Origin of the sequence: Kluyvera sp. 142486, assembly GCF_046569695.1 — a bacterium.
Taxonomy (GTDB): Bacteria; Pseudomonadota; Gammaproteobacteria; order Enterobacterales; family Enterobacteriaceae; genus Kluyvera.
This window is the reverse complement of record NZ_JBKHUI010000001.1, coordinates 244259-259406: the sequence shown is the minus strand read 5'-3', so window position 1 is coordinate 259406 and position 15148 is coordinate 244259. Positions and strand designations below refer to the sequence as shown.

Here is a 15148-nt window from a genome sequence, read left to right as displayed (position 1 = left end):
AGTCGTACTTGTCTCAGTTTTTGTTAAAAAATTGTGTACGATAGGGTGACTCGCTTTTAACCTGGGCAAATGGAAAGACTGCCCTTCATAACATCATCAAAGCAGTAAGTGAGAGCACAATGTCGAATAAACCTTTCTACTATCAGGATCCTTTTCCGTTAGAAAAGGATGAGACCGAATACTACCTGTTAAGCAACGACTACGTTTCCGTCGCAGAATTTGAAGGGCAGGAAGTCCTCAAAGTTGCCCCGCAAGCGTTGACGCTTCTTGCCAAACACGCCTTCCACGATGCTTCCTTTATGCTTCGCCCCGCGCACCAGCAGCAGGTTGCCGATATCCTGAACGACCCGGAAGCCAGCGAAAACGATAAGTATGTGGCGCTGCAGTTCCTGCGTAACTCCGATATCGCGGCGAAAGGTATCTTGCCGACCTGTCAGGACACCGGTACGGCGATCATCATGGGTAAAAAAGGTCAGCGCGTCTGGACCGGCGGCGGCGATGAAGCGGCGCTGGCTCGCGGCGTGTACGACACCTTTATTGAAGACAACCTGCGCTACTCGCAAAATGCCCCGCTGGATATGTACAAAGAGGTCAACACCGGCACCAACCTGCCGGCGCAGATTGATCTCTACAGCGTGGACGGCGACGAATATAAGTTCCTGTGCATCGCCAAAGGCGGCGGCTCGGCGAACAAAACCTACCTCTACCAGGAAACCAAAGCGCTGATCACCCCAGCCAAGCTGAAAAACTACCTGGTTGAGAAGATGCGCACCCTCGGCACCGCGGCTTGCCCGCCGTACCATATCGCCTTTGTGATTGGCGGTACGTCTGCTGAAGCCACGCTGAAAACCGTGAAGCTGGCGTCGACCAAGTATTACGACGGTCTGCCAACCGAAGGTAACGAACACGGCCAGGCATTCCGCGACGTAGAGCTTGAAAAAGAGCTGTTGGTGGAAGCGCAGAATCTGGGACTCGGGGCGCAGTTTGGCGGTAAATACTTTGCCCACGATATCCGCGTGGTGCGTCTGCCGCGTCACGGCGCGTCCTGCCCGGTCGGGATGGGTGTTTCCTGTTCCGCTGACCGTAATATCAAAGCCAAAATCAACCGCCACGGTATCTGGATTGAAAAACTGGAAAATAACCCAGGTAAATACATCCCAGAATCGCTGCGTAAAGCGGGCGAGGGCGAGGCGGTGAAGGTTGATCTGAACCGTCCGATGAGTGAGATCCTCAAGCAACTGTCCCAGTACCCGGTCTCTACGCGCCTGTCGCTGAGCGGCACTATCATCGTGGGCCGCGACATTGCGCACGCCAAGCTGAAAGAGCGCATGGACAAAGGCGAAGGGCTGCCGCAGTACATTAAAGATCACCCGATCTACTACGCGGGCCCGGCAAAAACGCCTGAGGGCTATGCTTCTGGCTCACTGGGGCCAACCACCGCAGGGCGTATGGACTCCTACGTTGACCAACTGCAGGCGGAAGGCGGCAGCATGATCATGCTGGCAAAAGGTAACCGTAGCCAGCAGGTAACCGATGCCTGCCACAAGCACGGCGGCTTCTACCTCGGTAGCATCGGCGGCCCGGCGGCGGTGCTGGCGCAAAGCAGCATCAAGAGTCTGGAGTGCGTGGAGTACCCGGAGCTGGGTATGGAAGCCATCTGGAAAATTGAAGTGGAAGACTTCCCGGCGTTTATCCTGGTGGATGACAAAGGCAACGACTTCTTCCAGCAGATTCAGGCGTCACAGTGCGCCCGCTGCGTGAAATAATCTCTTTTACCGCCCTTCGGGGCGGTTTTTGTTTCTCCGTTCATACTTATCTTTTTCGCAAGAGCAATGTCACTTCACAATCACTTTGAATTCAAGGAGAAGGTAATGACAACGTCACGCCGCGAAAGCGATTCTATGGGGCCGATTGAGGTTCCCGCCGACAAACTGTGGGGCGCGCAAACTCAGCGCTCACTGGAGCATTTCCGGATCTCCACCGAGAAAATGCCGCTTTCGCTGATTTATGCCCTGGCGCTGACCAAGCGCGCGGCGGCTAAGGTTAACCAGGATTTAGGCCTGTTAGCGGCAGAGAAAGCCGAAGCCATTATGGCGGCCGCCGATGAAGTCCTGAAAGACCAGCACCTCGACGAGTTCCCGCTGGCTATCTGGCAGACCGGCTCCGGCACCCAAAGTAATATGAACATGAACGAAGTGCTGGCTAACCGCGCCAGCGAACTACTGGGCGGTGAACGAGGCATGTCGCGCAAAGTGCATCCGAATGATGACGTGAACAAAAGCCAAAGTTCGAACGACGTCTTCCCAACGGCGATGCACGTGGCAGCGGTGATCGCGCTGAGAGAACACCTGCTGCCGCAACTGGCGGTATTGCAGGAGACGCTGCGCCAGAAATCGGAGAGTTTCCGCGATATTGTCAAAATTGGCCGTACTCACCTGCAGGATGCGACGCCGCTGACGCTGGGCCAGGAGTTCTCCGGCTGGGTGGCGATGCTGGAGCACAATCACCGCCATCTTGAACAGAGCTTACCGCACCTGAGCGAACTGGCTCTGGGCGGCACCGCCGTGGGAACCGGGTTGAACACCCATCCAGAATACGCGGTACGCGTGGCAAAAGAGCTGGCATCGTTGACCGGGCAGCCGTTTATCACGGCGCCGAATAAATTCGAAGCGTTAGCGACCTGCGATGCGCTGGTTCATGCCCACGGGGCGCTAAAAGGGCTGGCGGCATCGCTGATGAAAATCGCCAACGACGTTCGCTGGCTGGCCTCCGGCCCGCGCTGCGGCATCGGCGAACTTTCCATTCCGGAAAACGAACCGGGCTCATCCATCATGCCGGGGAAAGTGAACCCAACCCAGTGCGAAGCGATGACCATGCTGTGCTGCCAGGTGATGGGCAACGATGTGGCGGTCAATATGGGCGGCGCGTCCGGCAACTTCGAGCTTAACGTCTATCGCCCGATGATTATCCACAACGTGCTGCAATCTGTGCGTCTGCTGGCCGACGGCATGGAGAGCTTTAATGAGCACTGCGCGATAGGGATTGAGCCTAACCGCGAGCGTATCAATCAGTTGCTTAATGAGTCGTTAATGCTGGTGACGGCGCTGAATACCCACATCGGCTACGATAAAGCGGCGGAGATTGCCAAGAAAGCGCATAAAGAGGGGCTGACGTTGAAGAACGCGGCGCTGGCGTTAGGTTATCTCAGCGCCGAGGAGTTTGACCGCTGGGTACGACCAGAAGAGATGGTCGGGAGCCAGATAAGCGGGGCTTAATCCGGCGCTAACCACAGGTGCAGCCGCTCAATCATCAGCTTAAGCGGCTGCGCTTGCGGCTTATGCCGGTGCTGGACGTTATCGGCATCATAGTTCAGCAGTTCACCAAGATCCGGCACGCTGACGCCATTGCGCCCGGAAATTACCGCAATCAGTGGGCCAGGACAGGCGTACTGTATCTGTTTCTGCTTGCCGGCGTACCACACGCGGGCAATCGGCTGTACCTTCACCGGGCGTTTGATTTTCAGCTTCGCCTGCTGCGGCAGCGCCGCAATATCCTGATATTCACGTTCCAGCCTCGACTGCCACTGCTCACGGGTCCACGGCGGCACCGCACGCGGTGACTTCAGGCTTTTTTCAAGCTGCGCCAGTACTTCATCGCGGGTCAAATTCTTGATGATATGTTTATTCGCCCAGCCGAAACGGATGGTACTCGGGTCGGAGAGCAGGGTAATCGAGCGGTAGGCATTGAGGGTGATCAAACCGGGAATATAGCGGTGAACCCATTCAAAACGGGCCACTGACGGCAGGCCAGAATCGACGGTGATTATCTGCTCCAGCGCGGCCTTTAGCGCGTTGATATGCTGCACGCGTGCGGCAAGGGCTTCATGCTGCTCGCTGGTTGCCTGCAAGCAAATTGCACCGGGCAGGCGTACCGCCGCCTTGCTGCTGAGGTTCTCCGACTGCTGCTGAATAAACAGGTGGTTAAAGTGTTTCAGCGCCATCTCAAAAGCGGTTTGCCCCAGATGCTGGACGACCTGAATCTGAGATAGCGGCGCGTGCTCCGACGTTTTCTTTACTTCAGGCAGCTCAAATATCCGCGCGGTAAGCAGACGACAAGCGGAGAGTTCATCGCGCAGGTCCAGTAGATTACGCTCTATCTGGCGAAAGGTGTCGGTCAACCGCTCAACGAGGTCGTAGCTGGCCATGATTAGCTCTCCGTGATGCAATTAGTTACAACATACTATCAATGCCGTTCACTATAAGCCAGAATCTGGCACCGTGCAAACCGCGGTCAGCTAGCCGCGGGCAGGGAGATATGGTGGTAGATAGGCCAGGTCAGGTTGAAACGCGCGCCGCCCAGCGGGCTGACGTCACAGTGCGCCTGTCCGCCCATTGCCACGGCGATAGAGTGGACGATAGCCAACCCCAACCCGCAGCCGCCGGTCGCCCGGTCACGACTTGGGTCGAGGCGGACAAAGGGCTCGAATACGCGTTCACGCTCGCCTTCGGCAATGCCGGGGCCGTCGTCATCGACCTGCAGGCAAGCGATGCTTTCGTGCAGCATCAGGCTAACCTGAATGCGCGACTGGCTGTAGCGCATAGCGTTGTTGATAAGGTTGTCGAGCACGCGCTCCATCAGGCGCATATCCAGCGCGCCGTAATCCCCCGGCGTAATCTGGTCGACTGTTACTTCGCGTTGTGGATTGACCGCCTGCACATCTTCAACGTGCGTTGCGATCCACTGCGGCAGGTCTGGCGTGGTCAGCGAAAGCTCGGTCTGCGGGCGGTCGAGGCGAGCGTAGGTCAGCAGTTCTTCAATCAGCGCCTCCAGCTGTCCAATATCGCGATTGAGCGCCAATGACTCAGCTTCTGTCAGGTTTTCACTCATCTCCAGCCGATAGCGCAGGCGCACCAGCGGCGTGCGCAGTTCATGGGCAATACCGTCAATCAGCTGTTTCTTACTGGCAATCAGCGCATTGATGTTATCGGCCATCTGGTTAAAGGCGACGCCAAGACGTTCGAAGCTGGACATGCTGTCAAAGTGAATTCGCTCGTTCAGATGCCCCTCGCCAAAGCGCTGAGCGGCGCTCTCGAGGCGCAGCATGTCCTGCCAGTGCGGCCGCATCCAGATAAATACCGGGAAGGCGAGTGAGATGGCGATAAACGCCATGAGTGCAATATCCAGCAACCGCATCTCATGCATAAAGTAGAGGTAGGGGATTGGTCCGACGGCCAGCACATAGTGGCTGCGTGGAATACGCTGAATAAAGGTGTACTGATCATCAAGCGCGACGATATCGCCTTCGCGTAGGTGCTGCATCGATCTTTCGCCGAGCTGGAATTTGCTCAGCGGCTCAATGCGCAGGTCAAACGACAGGTTAAGATCGAGTTCGTTAAGTGTCTTGCTCCAGTTACGCGGCGGAATTTCACGCAGTTCGCTACGCATCAGATACAGAGAGCTTTTCATCAGATCGTCAAGCGACTGACGACCAGCCCGTTCGGCGGTGAATTTATAGACCAGCCCGACCAGCATGGTCATGACCAGAAAGCAGACAAACAGCAGGAGGTAAAACTGCACAAACAGCTTTTTCATGAAAAATCACCGAACGTTCAATGCGTTAACTATTCATATTTCCCACAAAAGGGAAGGCGGTATCTGCGGATATGCCGAGTCCAAAAGGGACTGGTGGCGGTAACCGTGCTTATCCTGGCAGAGTACACTGGATGACGCATTTCTGCATTCTCATGAATGCGATATCCAGCGATAAATACGTTTCGGTTATCTTCTGCTTTCATGTGGAAGTGTGGGCAATGATGCCTGGATGGAATGATTAATGATATTTTTTATTTTCATATGAAAGCCAAAATAAAATAATAATACTTTTTATTTACGAGATTATAACGTGTAATTCCCGATTAATACTTAGCATGATATTAATGTCATCATTCATTAGAATTATTTTGTTGAAAATATAAATGGTAAAAGTAATATCTTGTTTTGCGGACCGAACTAAGTTATTTAATTGTTAATTAAAATTTGATTTTTTTTAATATTACTAATTTTTTTTGTTATTTTAATGACGTCATGATTTCAATCGAAAGCTCATTTTCGTTATAGCCATGCAGTCGAGTTATAAATTCCAAATGGAAGTTGCTGCTTATTATCTATTGGTCAATTAAAACAATGGGTTAAGGTCTGTTTTAAGGTATTTTTAGTTTTTTGTTTATTAAGTGTTAAAACGAGCGGGTAATGGATTGTCTGCTATTCATCTATTACTTTTGAGAACGTCATAATGAAAAAACCCACTCCAGGTATTTTTATAATAGCTACGCTGTTAGCCGTTAATTCATATGCGAATGCATCACTTACAGGTGCCGATCTGGATGCCGCTAACGCATACTTTATTGCACACCCCGATATTGATAAATACGCATCGTGGATTCGCACTGCAGTCATGTCATCCGATACGCTGAAAGATGCGAACAATAAACTGGTGGGCAATAGCTATTATGACCAAGTGCAGGGTAAGGTTATTTATGTTCCCCAAATTGGGAATATCGTTACTCCCCCTGTCTCAACGGTAACACTTAATTCTACTTTGCCGTCCGTAGCGGTAAACGCGAACAAGCCCGTAATTGTACAGCCCAGAGTGTCTCAGAATGAGCCAGGCCTTCTCGCTGTCACATCGCCTCCCGTTGCAGTAAACACGGTGGCCGTAGCGAAAAGCAATACGGTATTGAACGTTGGCTATACCAAAAATGATCCTACGGGCCAGCCTGTCGATGTAAGAGCACTAGCGCAAGCGGCGCTTACCACCAGCAAATATGCGGCGGCTAATGCCCCACGAGATGGTATTGACGGTAAAAATGGAGCTGACGGTCACGATGGCGCTAAAGGCGACAAGGGTGACACCGGCGCACAGGGTTTGCAGGGCATTCAGGGCGTAGCTGGAGCCAATGGTAAAGATGGTGCTGACGGTCACGATGGCGCTAAAGGCGACAAGGGTGACACCGGCGCACAGGGTTTGCAGGGCATTCAGGGCGTAGCCGGAACCAATGGTAAAGATGGTGCTGACGGTCACGATGGTGCTAAAGGCGACAAGGGTGACACCGGCGCACAGGGCTTGCAGGGTATTCAGGGCGTAGCTGGAGCCAATGGTAAAGATGGTGCTGACGGTCACGATGGTGCTAAAGGCGACAAGGGTGATACCGGTGCACAGGGCTTGCAGGGTATTCAGGGCGTAGCTGGAGCCAATGGTAAAGATGGTGCTGACGGTCATGATGGCGCTAAAGGCGACAAGGGTGATACCGGCGCACAGGGCTTGCAGGGTATTCAGGGCGTAGCTGGAGCCAATGGTAAAGATGGTGCTGACGGTCATGATGGTGCAAACGGTCACGATGGGGTGACAAGGATACAGATTGATACCAAAACGCAAAAGCAGGTCGTCAATAACGAGCAAAAGATACTTAGCAACAGCCTTAATATTACGGCCAATACCCAGGGGGTTACGAATAACGCAAAGTCAATCTCTGCCACGAATCAGCGGGTTAATAACAATACAACCCAGCTGAGCCGCCAGGATGATGAATTACATTCTTTGCATTCAGAAATTCAGAACATGAATGGAGAGAATAACGCGAAGTTCAATGCACTGAAAGACGAAGTGGACCGCAACGAGAAACAGGCAAATGCGGGTATTTCTGGTGCTATGGCTATGGCTGCCATTCCACAGGTGCAAACTAACCAGCACGTTATGTTTGGCGCTGGAGCAGGAGAGTATAACGGAGAGTCTGCACTAGCCGTCGGGGCATCAGTTAACTTTAACGATCATGTCGTTGGCAAGGTAAATATGTCGGCGGATACGGCGAACAACTATGGCGTTAGCGTTGGGGTTGGCGTTGGTTTTTAATGATGTCCGATCGCGGCGATATACTGTACTAGTATGTTGATTTGTAGATAAACAAAGATGTTCCCCATTATTTGGGGAACTCGGCGAACCTTTCTATTATCCAGTCGAGAAAAAGCCGCAAACGCGCATTTAACTGTTTGGTCGGCGGATAGATGATTGAAACAGGAAATGAGGTGTTAGTTGAGTTTTCCAGAATAGGGATGAGCTCTCCTGAGTCAATAAAGCGCTTAGCGACGCTGGCGTGTGTTTGCCCAATTCCCATACCGTGAATGAGCATCCCAATCAGCGCGGCGCTATCATTGGCGGCAATATCGAAACGTCCTATCAGTTTATCACCCCCACGGTTGCGGAAACGTAGAGGCCAGACCTCACCCGTCGCGGCGCTGAAATAGCCAACAATTTTATGTCCGTCTTCGAGGTCAGTAAGCGTTTTGGGCGTACCGTATTGTGCAAGGTAGTCAGGGCTGGCGCAGGTCAGCAATCGATCTTTATATAAGGTTCTCGCGATTAACGATGAATCTGCCAGTTCTCCCGCGCGAATGACGCAATCAACGCCTTCTTCAATAAGGTTGACGGGACGATCGCCAACGCCGAGTGCTAGCTGGATCTGGGGATAGCGTCCACGAAACTCGTCGAGTATTGGCAATAGTACAAAGTTCGCTAATGACGAGTGAAGATCAATTCGTAGCCTGCCTTTTGCGGCCGTTCCCATATCGCGCAGCGCAGTCTCAGTGTCATCAAGCTTAGCGACAATTTTACTGATCCTTCGATAATACTCCGCGCCTTCAATGGTTAACGTCACGGAGCGAGTCGTGCGTTGGATGAGTTTTGTCCCGAGATGTTCTTCCAGTTCTTTGAGTGTTTTGCTGACGGTTGAACGCGGTAGCCCCAGGTGTGCTGCGGCCTTAGTAAAAGAGCGCGTCTCAACGATGCGCTGGAAGGTGCGTATAGATAAAAGATGGTCCATGAATTTATTCTATATCACATCACGTTATTGTGCACACAGGTGAACAGTGAAGTCTAAAAAGGCGTGGTTATCTGGATGTGTGATTTCGTTATGCTGCAGCTACTCAAGTCAAAAAAGGAAAGTAAAACGATGTCCACTGCAACCGCAGCACAACAAGCGTTGCTTGATGCACGCTATGGGAAAACACAAAGCAAACCAGAACCTATGATCTGGACACCTCAGGTTGAGGCGCTTCTGAGTCATAAGTCAGTCAGAACTTTTTTGCCTGACGCACTGCCAGCAGGCACCATTGAAACGATGGTTGCCGCAGCACAGTCAGCGTCAAACTCATCGGCGCTGAACCAGTGGAGCGTGGTGGCAATAACGGACCCTGTGCTAAAGCAGCGGATCTCAGATACGGTAGCGCGTTCCGTTCCGGCAGACCGTATTCCATGGATTGAGGAAGCGCCCGCACTGCTGCTTTGGGTTGCAGATCTTTCCCGTGGTGCAGAAATGACGCGGAATTCAGGTAAAGAACCTGTTGTGTTCGATTATCTTGATTCCTTTTTGATGGCGTCGATTGATGCTGCACTGGCCGCACAAAACGCCGCCGTTGCCGCGGAGTCTATTGGCATGGGGATCGTCTATCTTGGCGTGATGCGTAACATCGCAGAATCGCTAGCGGAAATGATCAACCTGCCGCAATACAGCTTTGTTACCTTTGGGATGGCGGTAGGGTTGCCGGATAACGCCCGAGCCAGCAGTATCCGTCCGCGTCCCGCTCAGCCAATGGTGCTGCATTACAATCATTATGAGCAAGGCCGCTACCGCGACTACCTTGATGATTACGAAACCGTTTACCAGGCATTCCGTGAACGCCAACGGATGAGCAAAAAAAACTGGAGTGGGTCTGTCGTCGAATCCGCAACCAGCATGGATTACATGGCGGGGCGCTCAGCGTTGCGTGAAACGGTTCAAATGCGCGGTTTTAAACTGAAGTAGACAAACCACTCGAACCCTCAACCATCAGCAGCCAAATTGCACTTCAGTGTGATTTGGTTTCTCTGGATGCCGTTGTGCGTAAGAAATCTGTAACGCCGGAGACAAGACCTGTTATGGTGTAAGTGCATAAAAAAAATCTAAATTGTGTCATTCCGCAATGGAAAAAGATGCGGATTCTCCTGCGCTTGATGAGAGGTTAGGCTATGCAACAGATCGATTTTTATATGGTAGATGCTTTCACCACCACGACATTTGGTGGCAATGCCGCTGCCGTTTGCCCGCTCACCGAGTGGCTGCCGGATGCGACGTTACTGAAGATGGCGAAGCAGCATAACCAATCGGAAACGGCATTTTTTGTCACCACGGATAATGGCTTTGAACTCCGCTGGTTCACCACCCAGGGGGAAATTAACCTCTGCGGGCACGCGACGCTGGCGGCCGCACACGTTATCTTTGAATACCTGAATTTCCCTGATGCGACGATCCATTTCGATACCCGTTTTGTCGGGCCGCTGACGGTGACTCGCAGCGGGGAGTGGTTAACGCTTGATTTCCCGGCCTGGAAGACCGAACCAGCCGCGCCGCCCGCGTTGCTGCTGGAAGCGTTGGGTATCAGCGAATATAAAGAAGTACGTGTTGCGCGCGATTACCTGGTAGTACTGGACAATCAGCAGCAGGTTGAGGCGCTACGGCCGAATATTAACGCCATGGTGCCGCTGGGAAAAATGGTCTGCGTCACCGCGCAAGGGACGGGCGAGTACGATTTTGTTAGCCGCTTCTTCTGTCCAGGTGAAGCCGTGGCTGAGGATCCGGTAACCGGCTCTGCGCATAGCATGCTCATCCCTTACTGGGCTGAAAAGCTGAACAAAACGGAGATGATGGCGCATCAGGGCGTGGAGCGTGGTGGAGAACTGCGCTGCCGCCACCTGGGGGAACGCGTTCATATTGGCGGGCAAGCGACGACCTATCTGATAGGCAAAATAGTGCTGCGCTAATATTTTCTGAGTGATACTGCTATTTAACGCGCCTCGGCGTTCAGGGCACCGAGGCGCGTGATATCAGTTAAGCGACGCTTCTGTTTCTTGCGTCGTCTCGTCTTTCGTCAATATTCGGCTGGCAATCACGCCGGACATCATCGAGCCATTCACGTTCAGCGCGGTACGCGCCATATCAACAATCGGCTCAATCGCAATAAAGATCCCGACCAGCGCCACCGGAAAATTCAGTGTGGAAAGCACAATCAGCGCAGCAAAGGTACCGCCGCCACCCACACCCGCGACGCCGATAGAACCCAGTGCGATAGCCGGCAGCAGCGTCACCAGGAAATGCACGGAGAACGGATTGATGCCCATCGTTGGCGCAATCATCGCCACCATAATGGCCGGATAAATACCGGCGCAGCCGTTTTGCCCCATGCTGGAGCCAAACGAGGCAGCGATATTGGCAATGGTGCTCGGCACACCAAATTTCTCCTGCGCGGTAATCGCCAGCGGAATAGCCGCCGCGCTGCTGCGGGAAACAAAGGCAAAGGTTAGCACTGGCCACACGGTTTTGTAGTAGTGCAGCGGGTTATGTCCGCTCAACACCAGCAAAATAGCATGCACAATAAACATCATCGCCACCGCCAGGTAGCAGGCGGCAATAAAGCCGAGCAGGCTGGTAAATTGCGCGAGCTGATAAGTGGAAAACACCTTCGCCATTAATGCCAGCACCCCGTAAGGTGTAAGGGCAATAACGATGCGCACCATCTTCATGACCCACATCTGAATGGCGTTAATACCGGCGCTTAATTTTGCACCTTCTTCCGGCGCCTCTTTTTTTACTTTCAGCAGCGCGATACCCGCCAGCAGGGTAAATATCACTATTCCGATCACCGAAACGCTTCTGGCTCCGGTCAGGTCGAGGAACAGATTGGTGGGAATCAAGGCGGTGATAAGCTGCGGCAGTGAAACGGCGGCGGTTTTCGACACATCGTCTGCGGTTAGCGTGGACTGCATCTGTCCGAAGGTGCTGGCGCTCAGCCCCAGGGTATGCGCCACCGTCAGACCAACAAACCCGGCGATCATCACCAGAATCAACATACAAGCGACGATGGTCAGCGACATTTTGCCGATCCCAGCATTGTTTTCGAGCTTATTAATCGCTGAGAGAATGGAAATAAAGATCAGCGGAATGGCGACCAGCTTTAATAAATTAACGTAGCCGTTGCCAATCACGCTGTACCAATCAATAACGGTGGTTCTGCTGTCGCTGGCGATAAAGTGAAGAGAAAGCCCGATGAGCGCGCCGATGAAAATAGCCGCGAAGACAGAGCGGGAAAGCGATGAACTGCGTTTGTCTATTTCGAAAATGCCCCATGAGCAGATCAAAAAAAGCGCAATATACGCGAGTGTAGTGAACATCTTTAAGCCTCTTGCCCCATTCAGCACCTGAAATGCCGGAAAGAGTTGTTTTCAATTAATTAACCTATTATCCGGATGGATAATAGCGCGCGGCGGATTATAGAGAGAAAGATGCTAATTTGTCATACAAAAAGTGTGACTTTTTGCATTTGGCCGACAGGGAAGGTGGAACAATATTGAGCGGCTTGTTTTCGCACCATGATTCTCGTAATTTGTCTTTTTTCTGTACTGTCGAGGGCTTTATGCAGGCTTTACTGGTTATTGATATGCAGCGGTTTGTCAGCGATAGAATTGCGCGTGGGATTGAGTATTTTCCTACCTCCAGCATCGGGAATATGAAAGCGGTTTTAGCCGCGTTCCGGACTGCTGGGAAAACCGTGCTTCACGTGCGGCATGAAACGACAGAACCTGGGTCCGATCTACATAAAGAGTCCCCCCATTTTCCGCCGGTCGAAGGATTTGAGGAGCAGGGCGAAGAAAAGGTCTTTATCAAACAAACCTCATCGGCGTTTAGTTCGACCGATCTCCACCAGTGGCTACAGCGCGAGAACATTAACGAGTTAACGGTGATTGGCGCCGTGGCCGGTTTCTGCGTTAACTCAACGATTCGATCCGGGGCCGATTTGGGGTTGAACATGACGATCGTTCGCGATGCGGTACTGAGTTTTCCTCTGGGCGAGGGGTTGAGCGCAGAAGCTATCTTCAACGTGACGCTGGGATTGCTTGAAGCGGGCTTTGCACGAGGTGTGACGACGGCCGAGCTGACGCAATAGCGAACGAAATTAGAGATAATATTGCCAGCAGCGTGTTTAGTGCGCAGCTGGCAGCATAAACACGCTGTTTTTGAGAGGGCTGGTGTGCCGTCTCTCGAGGGTTATAGTTTTATAGTCAGCATATTATGCTGTTGGGATGTGTGTTATTCCCAGGCGTGCGGTGCGAACAGATAACCTTTATTACGCACGGTTTTAATACGGTAAGGCTCGGTGGCACTATCGAGCAGTTTCTTACGCAGGCGTGAAATCGCCACATCTACGCTGCGGTCCATGCCGTCGTAGGTCACGCCGCGCAGGTTTTTCAGCAGCGCATCGCGATCCATAATTTGCCCGGCGTGCGTCGCCAGTTCCCACAGTAGATCGAAATCCGCCGTCGACAGCGCGATGCTTTCGCCGCTCAGCAGCACCTGCCGGTTGACCGGGTCGATGGAAAGGGTGCCGAAGCGAATTGCTTTGTGCGGCGTCAGGGTAGGCTGGGTCTGTACGATGCTGTTGTTGGCGGCTGGACGCTGGCGTAAATGCAGACGCAGGCGAGCCAGTAAAACAGCGGGTGGGGTGGTTTTGAGAATATAGTCGCTGGCGCCCATTTCCAGGGACAGGATATGGTTCATATCGCTATCGAGTGATGTCAGCAGAACAATTGGCCCGGTCCATTGGCCGCGCAGGTCGCGGCACAGCGTCATGCCGTCTTTACCCGGCAGCATAATGTCCAGCAGCACCAGGTCCGGGTTTTCTCGGGCGATCGTCGCTTCGGCGTTGTCGCCACGTGGCTCGACCACCACATCCATATCATGCTTTCCGAGATAAGCGGCGATCAGCGCCCCAACATCCGGATCATCCTCAACATAAACGATCTTATTCATTACTCTACGCACTGACGGAAAAAACGCTACGATACACTGAGCGCCCACCGCCTGCCACCTCTGCTTTCTCTATTTCTGAGCGGCATTAAGCATTCATTAATAGACGGACATCCGTTATGCTCAGACAACATGTTGTTTAGCGGTAAATAATGCAATGGGATTGTTAATTAAGGCGCTGCTTGGGGCGCTGGTGGTTGTCTTGATCGGGATTTTAGCGAAAACCAAAAACTACGCGATTGCGGGGCTGATCCCGCTGTTTCCCACTTTTGCGCTGATCGCGCACTATATTGTCGCCAGCGAGCGAGGCACCGAGGCGCTGCGAACGACCATCGTGTTCGGCATGTGGTCGATTATCCCGTATTTTCTCTATTTACTGTCGTTGTGGTATCTCACCGGCATGATGCGCCTGCCGCTGGCGCTAGCAGGCGCGGTGGCCTGCTGGGGCGTCAGCGCCTGGCTGCTGATCTTTTTGTGGGGACGTTTCCACTAAGCGCTAGACCAGCGGGCGACCACCATCAACGGCAAAGGTACGCCCGGTCACGTAGCAGCTGCCGAGGATATAGTCGACGAGATCGATAATCTCTTTCTCCCCTGCGGCAATCTTCATCAGCGACTTATTAAGCGCTTTCTGGCGATATTCCGCATCATCACCTTCATTAAACAGCACCAGCGCAGGCGCAATGGCGTTCACCTTAACTTCCGGCGCCAGCTTGCGGGCAAAGGATCGAGTCATATTATCCAGCGCCGCTTTACTGGCCGCATAGGCGATGTGCTTATCGCTACCGCGCTCTACGACGTAATCGGTAAAGTGAATAATATCGCCTTCGGCGTGACCATGACCGCGCAGCATATCTTCCAGCGCGTGGTTAAGCAGATAGGGGGCGTGCACATGGATTTGCATCATCGCGTTCAGCACGTGGCTGAGCGATGCGCCAGGGCTCTCCGCCAGCCAGCCGCTGGCGTTATGAATCACCGCACGCAGGCTAGAGCAGTGAGTTCTCACCGCATCCGCGAAGGTATAAATCCCCTCGTCGGTGGAGAAATCCGCCTGAATGCAGACCGCGCCTGCCCGCTGCATCACGTCGATAGCCGGGTAGTGGGTGCGGTAGCTTAGGATAACCGGCTGCTGCTGGGTGAGAAAGTGGTGGGCAAGGGCGAGGCCAATGCGGCGGCCTCCACCGGTTATCAGAATCGGGCGTGATAGCATGTTTCCCATCGTACTCTCCTTATATTAAAGACAATGGGGCCACGCG

General features: G+C 52.9%; 14 protein-coding genes. 7 read left to right on the top strand and 7 right to left on the bottom strand.

Annotated elements, in window-relative coordinates; translation table 11 throughout:
• The first annotated feature begins 119 nt into the window (after positions 1-119).
• Positions 120-1766: a class I fumarate hydratase FumA gene (gene fumA / locus ACLGE8_RS01275; protein ID WP_410995916.1), complete on the top strand. Its 1647-nt coding sequence runs from the start codon at positions 120-122 to the stop codon at positions 1764-1766.
• A 105-nt stretch (positions 1767-1871) separates the two neighbouring features.
• Complete coding sequence (fumC, locus tag ACLGE8_RS01270; RefSeq protein ID WP_410995915.1) at positions 1872-3275, top strand: class II fumarate hydratase; 1404 nt, start codon at positions 1872-1874, stop codon at positions 3273-3275.
• Here fumC and tus read toward each other — a convergent pair.
• The 3 genes from tus to ACLGE8_RS01255 form a co-directional block, all read right to left on the bottom strand.
• Positions 3272-4204, bottom strand: coding sequence for a DNA replication terminus site-binding protein (tus, locus tag ACLGE8_RS01265; RefSeq protein ID WP_410995914.1), 933 nt, complete (start codon positions 4202-4204; stop codon positions 3272-3274). The genes fumC and tus overlap by 4 nt on opposite strands.
• An 86-nt stretch (positions 4205-4290) precedes the next feature.
• Positions 4291-5592, bottom strand: coding sequence for a two-component system sensor histidine kinase RstB (gene rstB / locus ACLGE8_RS01260; protein ID WP_410995913.1), 1302 nt, complete (start codon positions 5590-5592; stop codon positions 4291-4293).
• A 1201-nt stretch (positions 5593-6793) separates the two neighbouring features.
• Complete coding sequence (locus ACLGE8_RS01255; RefSeq protein ID WP_410995912.1) at positions 6794-7378, bottom strand: hypothetical protein; 585 nt, start codon at positions 7376-7378, stop codon at positions 6794-6796.
• On the opposite strand from ACLGE8_RS01255, the gene ACLGE8_RS01250 reads away from it, so the two are divergent.
• On the top strand, positions 7322-7909 hold the full coding sequence (locus tag ACLGE8_RS01250; RefSeq protein ID WP_410995911.1) for a YadA C-terminal domain-containing protein: 588 nt from the start codon (positions 7322-7324) through the stop codon (positions 7907-7909). The genes ACLGE8_RS01255 and ACLGE8_RS01250 overlap by 57 nt on opposite strands.
• Positions 7910-7976: 67 nt before the next feature.
• Here the strand turns inward: ACLGE8_RS01250 and ACLGE8_RS01245 are convergent, their stop codons facing one another.
• The gene (locus ACLGE8_RS01245; RefSeq protein ID WP_410995910.1) at positions 7977-8876 is read right to left on the bottom strand and encodes a LysR family transcriptional regulator; all 900 of its coding nucleotides are present in this window, start codon (positions 8874-8876) and stop codon (positions 7977-7979) included.
• A gap of 129 nt (positions 8877-9005) precedes the next feature.
• On the opposite strand from ACLGE8_RS01245, the gene ACLGE8_RS01240 reads away from it, so the two are divergent.
• Together ACLGE8_RS01240 and ACLGE8_RS01235 are read left to right on the top strand one after the other, a co-directional pair.
• Positions 9006-9857 carry a nitroreductase family protein gene (locus ACLGE8_RS01240; RefSeq protein ID WP_410995909.1) on the top strand — a complete coding sequence of 284 codons (852 nt, stop codon included), beginning with the start codon at positions 9006-9008 and terminating at the stop codon, positions 9855-9857.
• 203 nt (positions 9858-10060) lie between these two features.
• Positions 10061-10852: a PhzF family phenazine biosynthesis protein gene (locus ACLGE8_RS01235; protein WP_410995908.1), complete on the top strand. Its 792-nt coding sequence runs from the start codon at positions 10061-10063 to the stop codon at positions 10850-10852.
• A gap of 63 nt (positions 10853-10915) precedes the next feature.
• Here the strand turns inward: ACLGE8_RS01235 and ACLGE8_RS01230 are convergent, their stop codons facing one another.
• A complete protein-coding gene (locus ACLGE8_RS01230; protein WP_410995907.1) occupies positions 10916-12259 on the bottom strand; it encodes a cation:dicarboxylate symporter family transporter in 1344 nt (447 codons plus the stop codon).
• 242 nt (positions 12260-12501) lie between these two features.
• Here ACLGE8_RS01230 and ACLGE8_RS01225 point away from each other — a divergent pair, with 242 nt between their 5' ends.
• A complete protein-coding gene (locus ACLGE8_RS01225; RefSeq protein WP_410995906.1) occupies positions 12502-13032 on the top strand; it encodes an isochorismatase family protein in 531 nt (176 codons plus the stop codon).
• A 143-nt stretch (positions 13033-13175) separates the two neighbouring features.
• Here ACLGE8_RS01225 and rstA read toward each other — a convergent pair whose 3' ends face one another.
• The gene (gene rstA / locus ACLGE8_RS01220) at positions 13176-13895 is read right to left on the bottom strand and encodes a two-component system response regulator RstA (protein ID WP_410995905.1); all 720 of its coding nucleotides are present in this window, start codon (positions 13893-13895) and stop codon (positions 13176-13178) included.
• 154 nt (positions 13896-14049) lie between these two features.
• Here rstA and ACLGE8_RS01215 point away from each other — a divergent pair, with 154 nt between their 5' ends.
• The gene (locus tag ACLGE8_RS01215) at positions 14050-14385 is read left to right on the top strand and encodes a GlpM family protein (RefSeq protein ID WP_185666207.1); all 336 of its coding nucleotides are present in this window, start codon (positions 14050-14052) and stop codon (positions 14383-14385) included.
• Positions 14386-14388: 3 nt separating this feature from the next.
• On the opposite strand, the gene folM is transcribed toward ACLGE8_RS01215, so the two are convergent.
• Positions 14389-15111, bottom strand: a complete 723-nt coding sequence (gene folM, locus ACLGE8_RS01210; RefSeq protein WP_410995904.1) for a dihydromonapterin reductase — start codon at positions 15109-15111, stop codon at positions 14389-14391.
• Positions 15112-15148 lie beyond the last annotated feature (37 nt).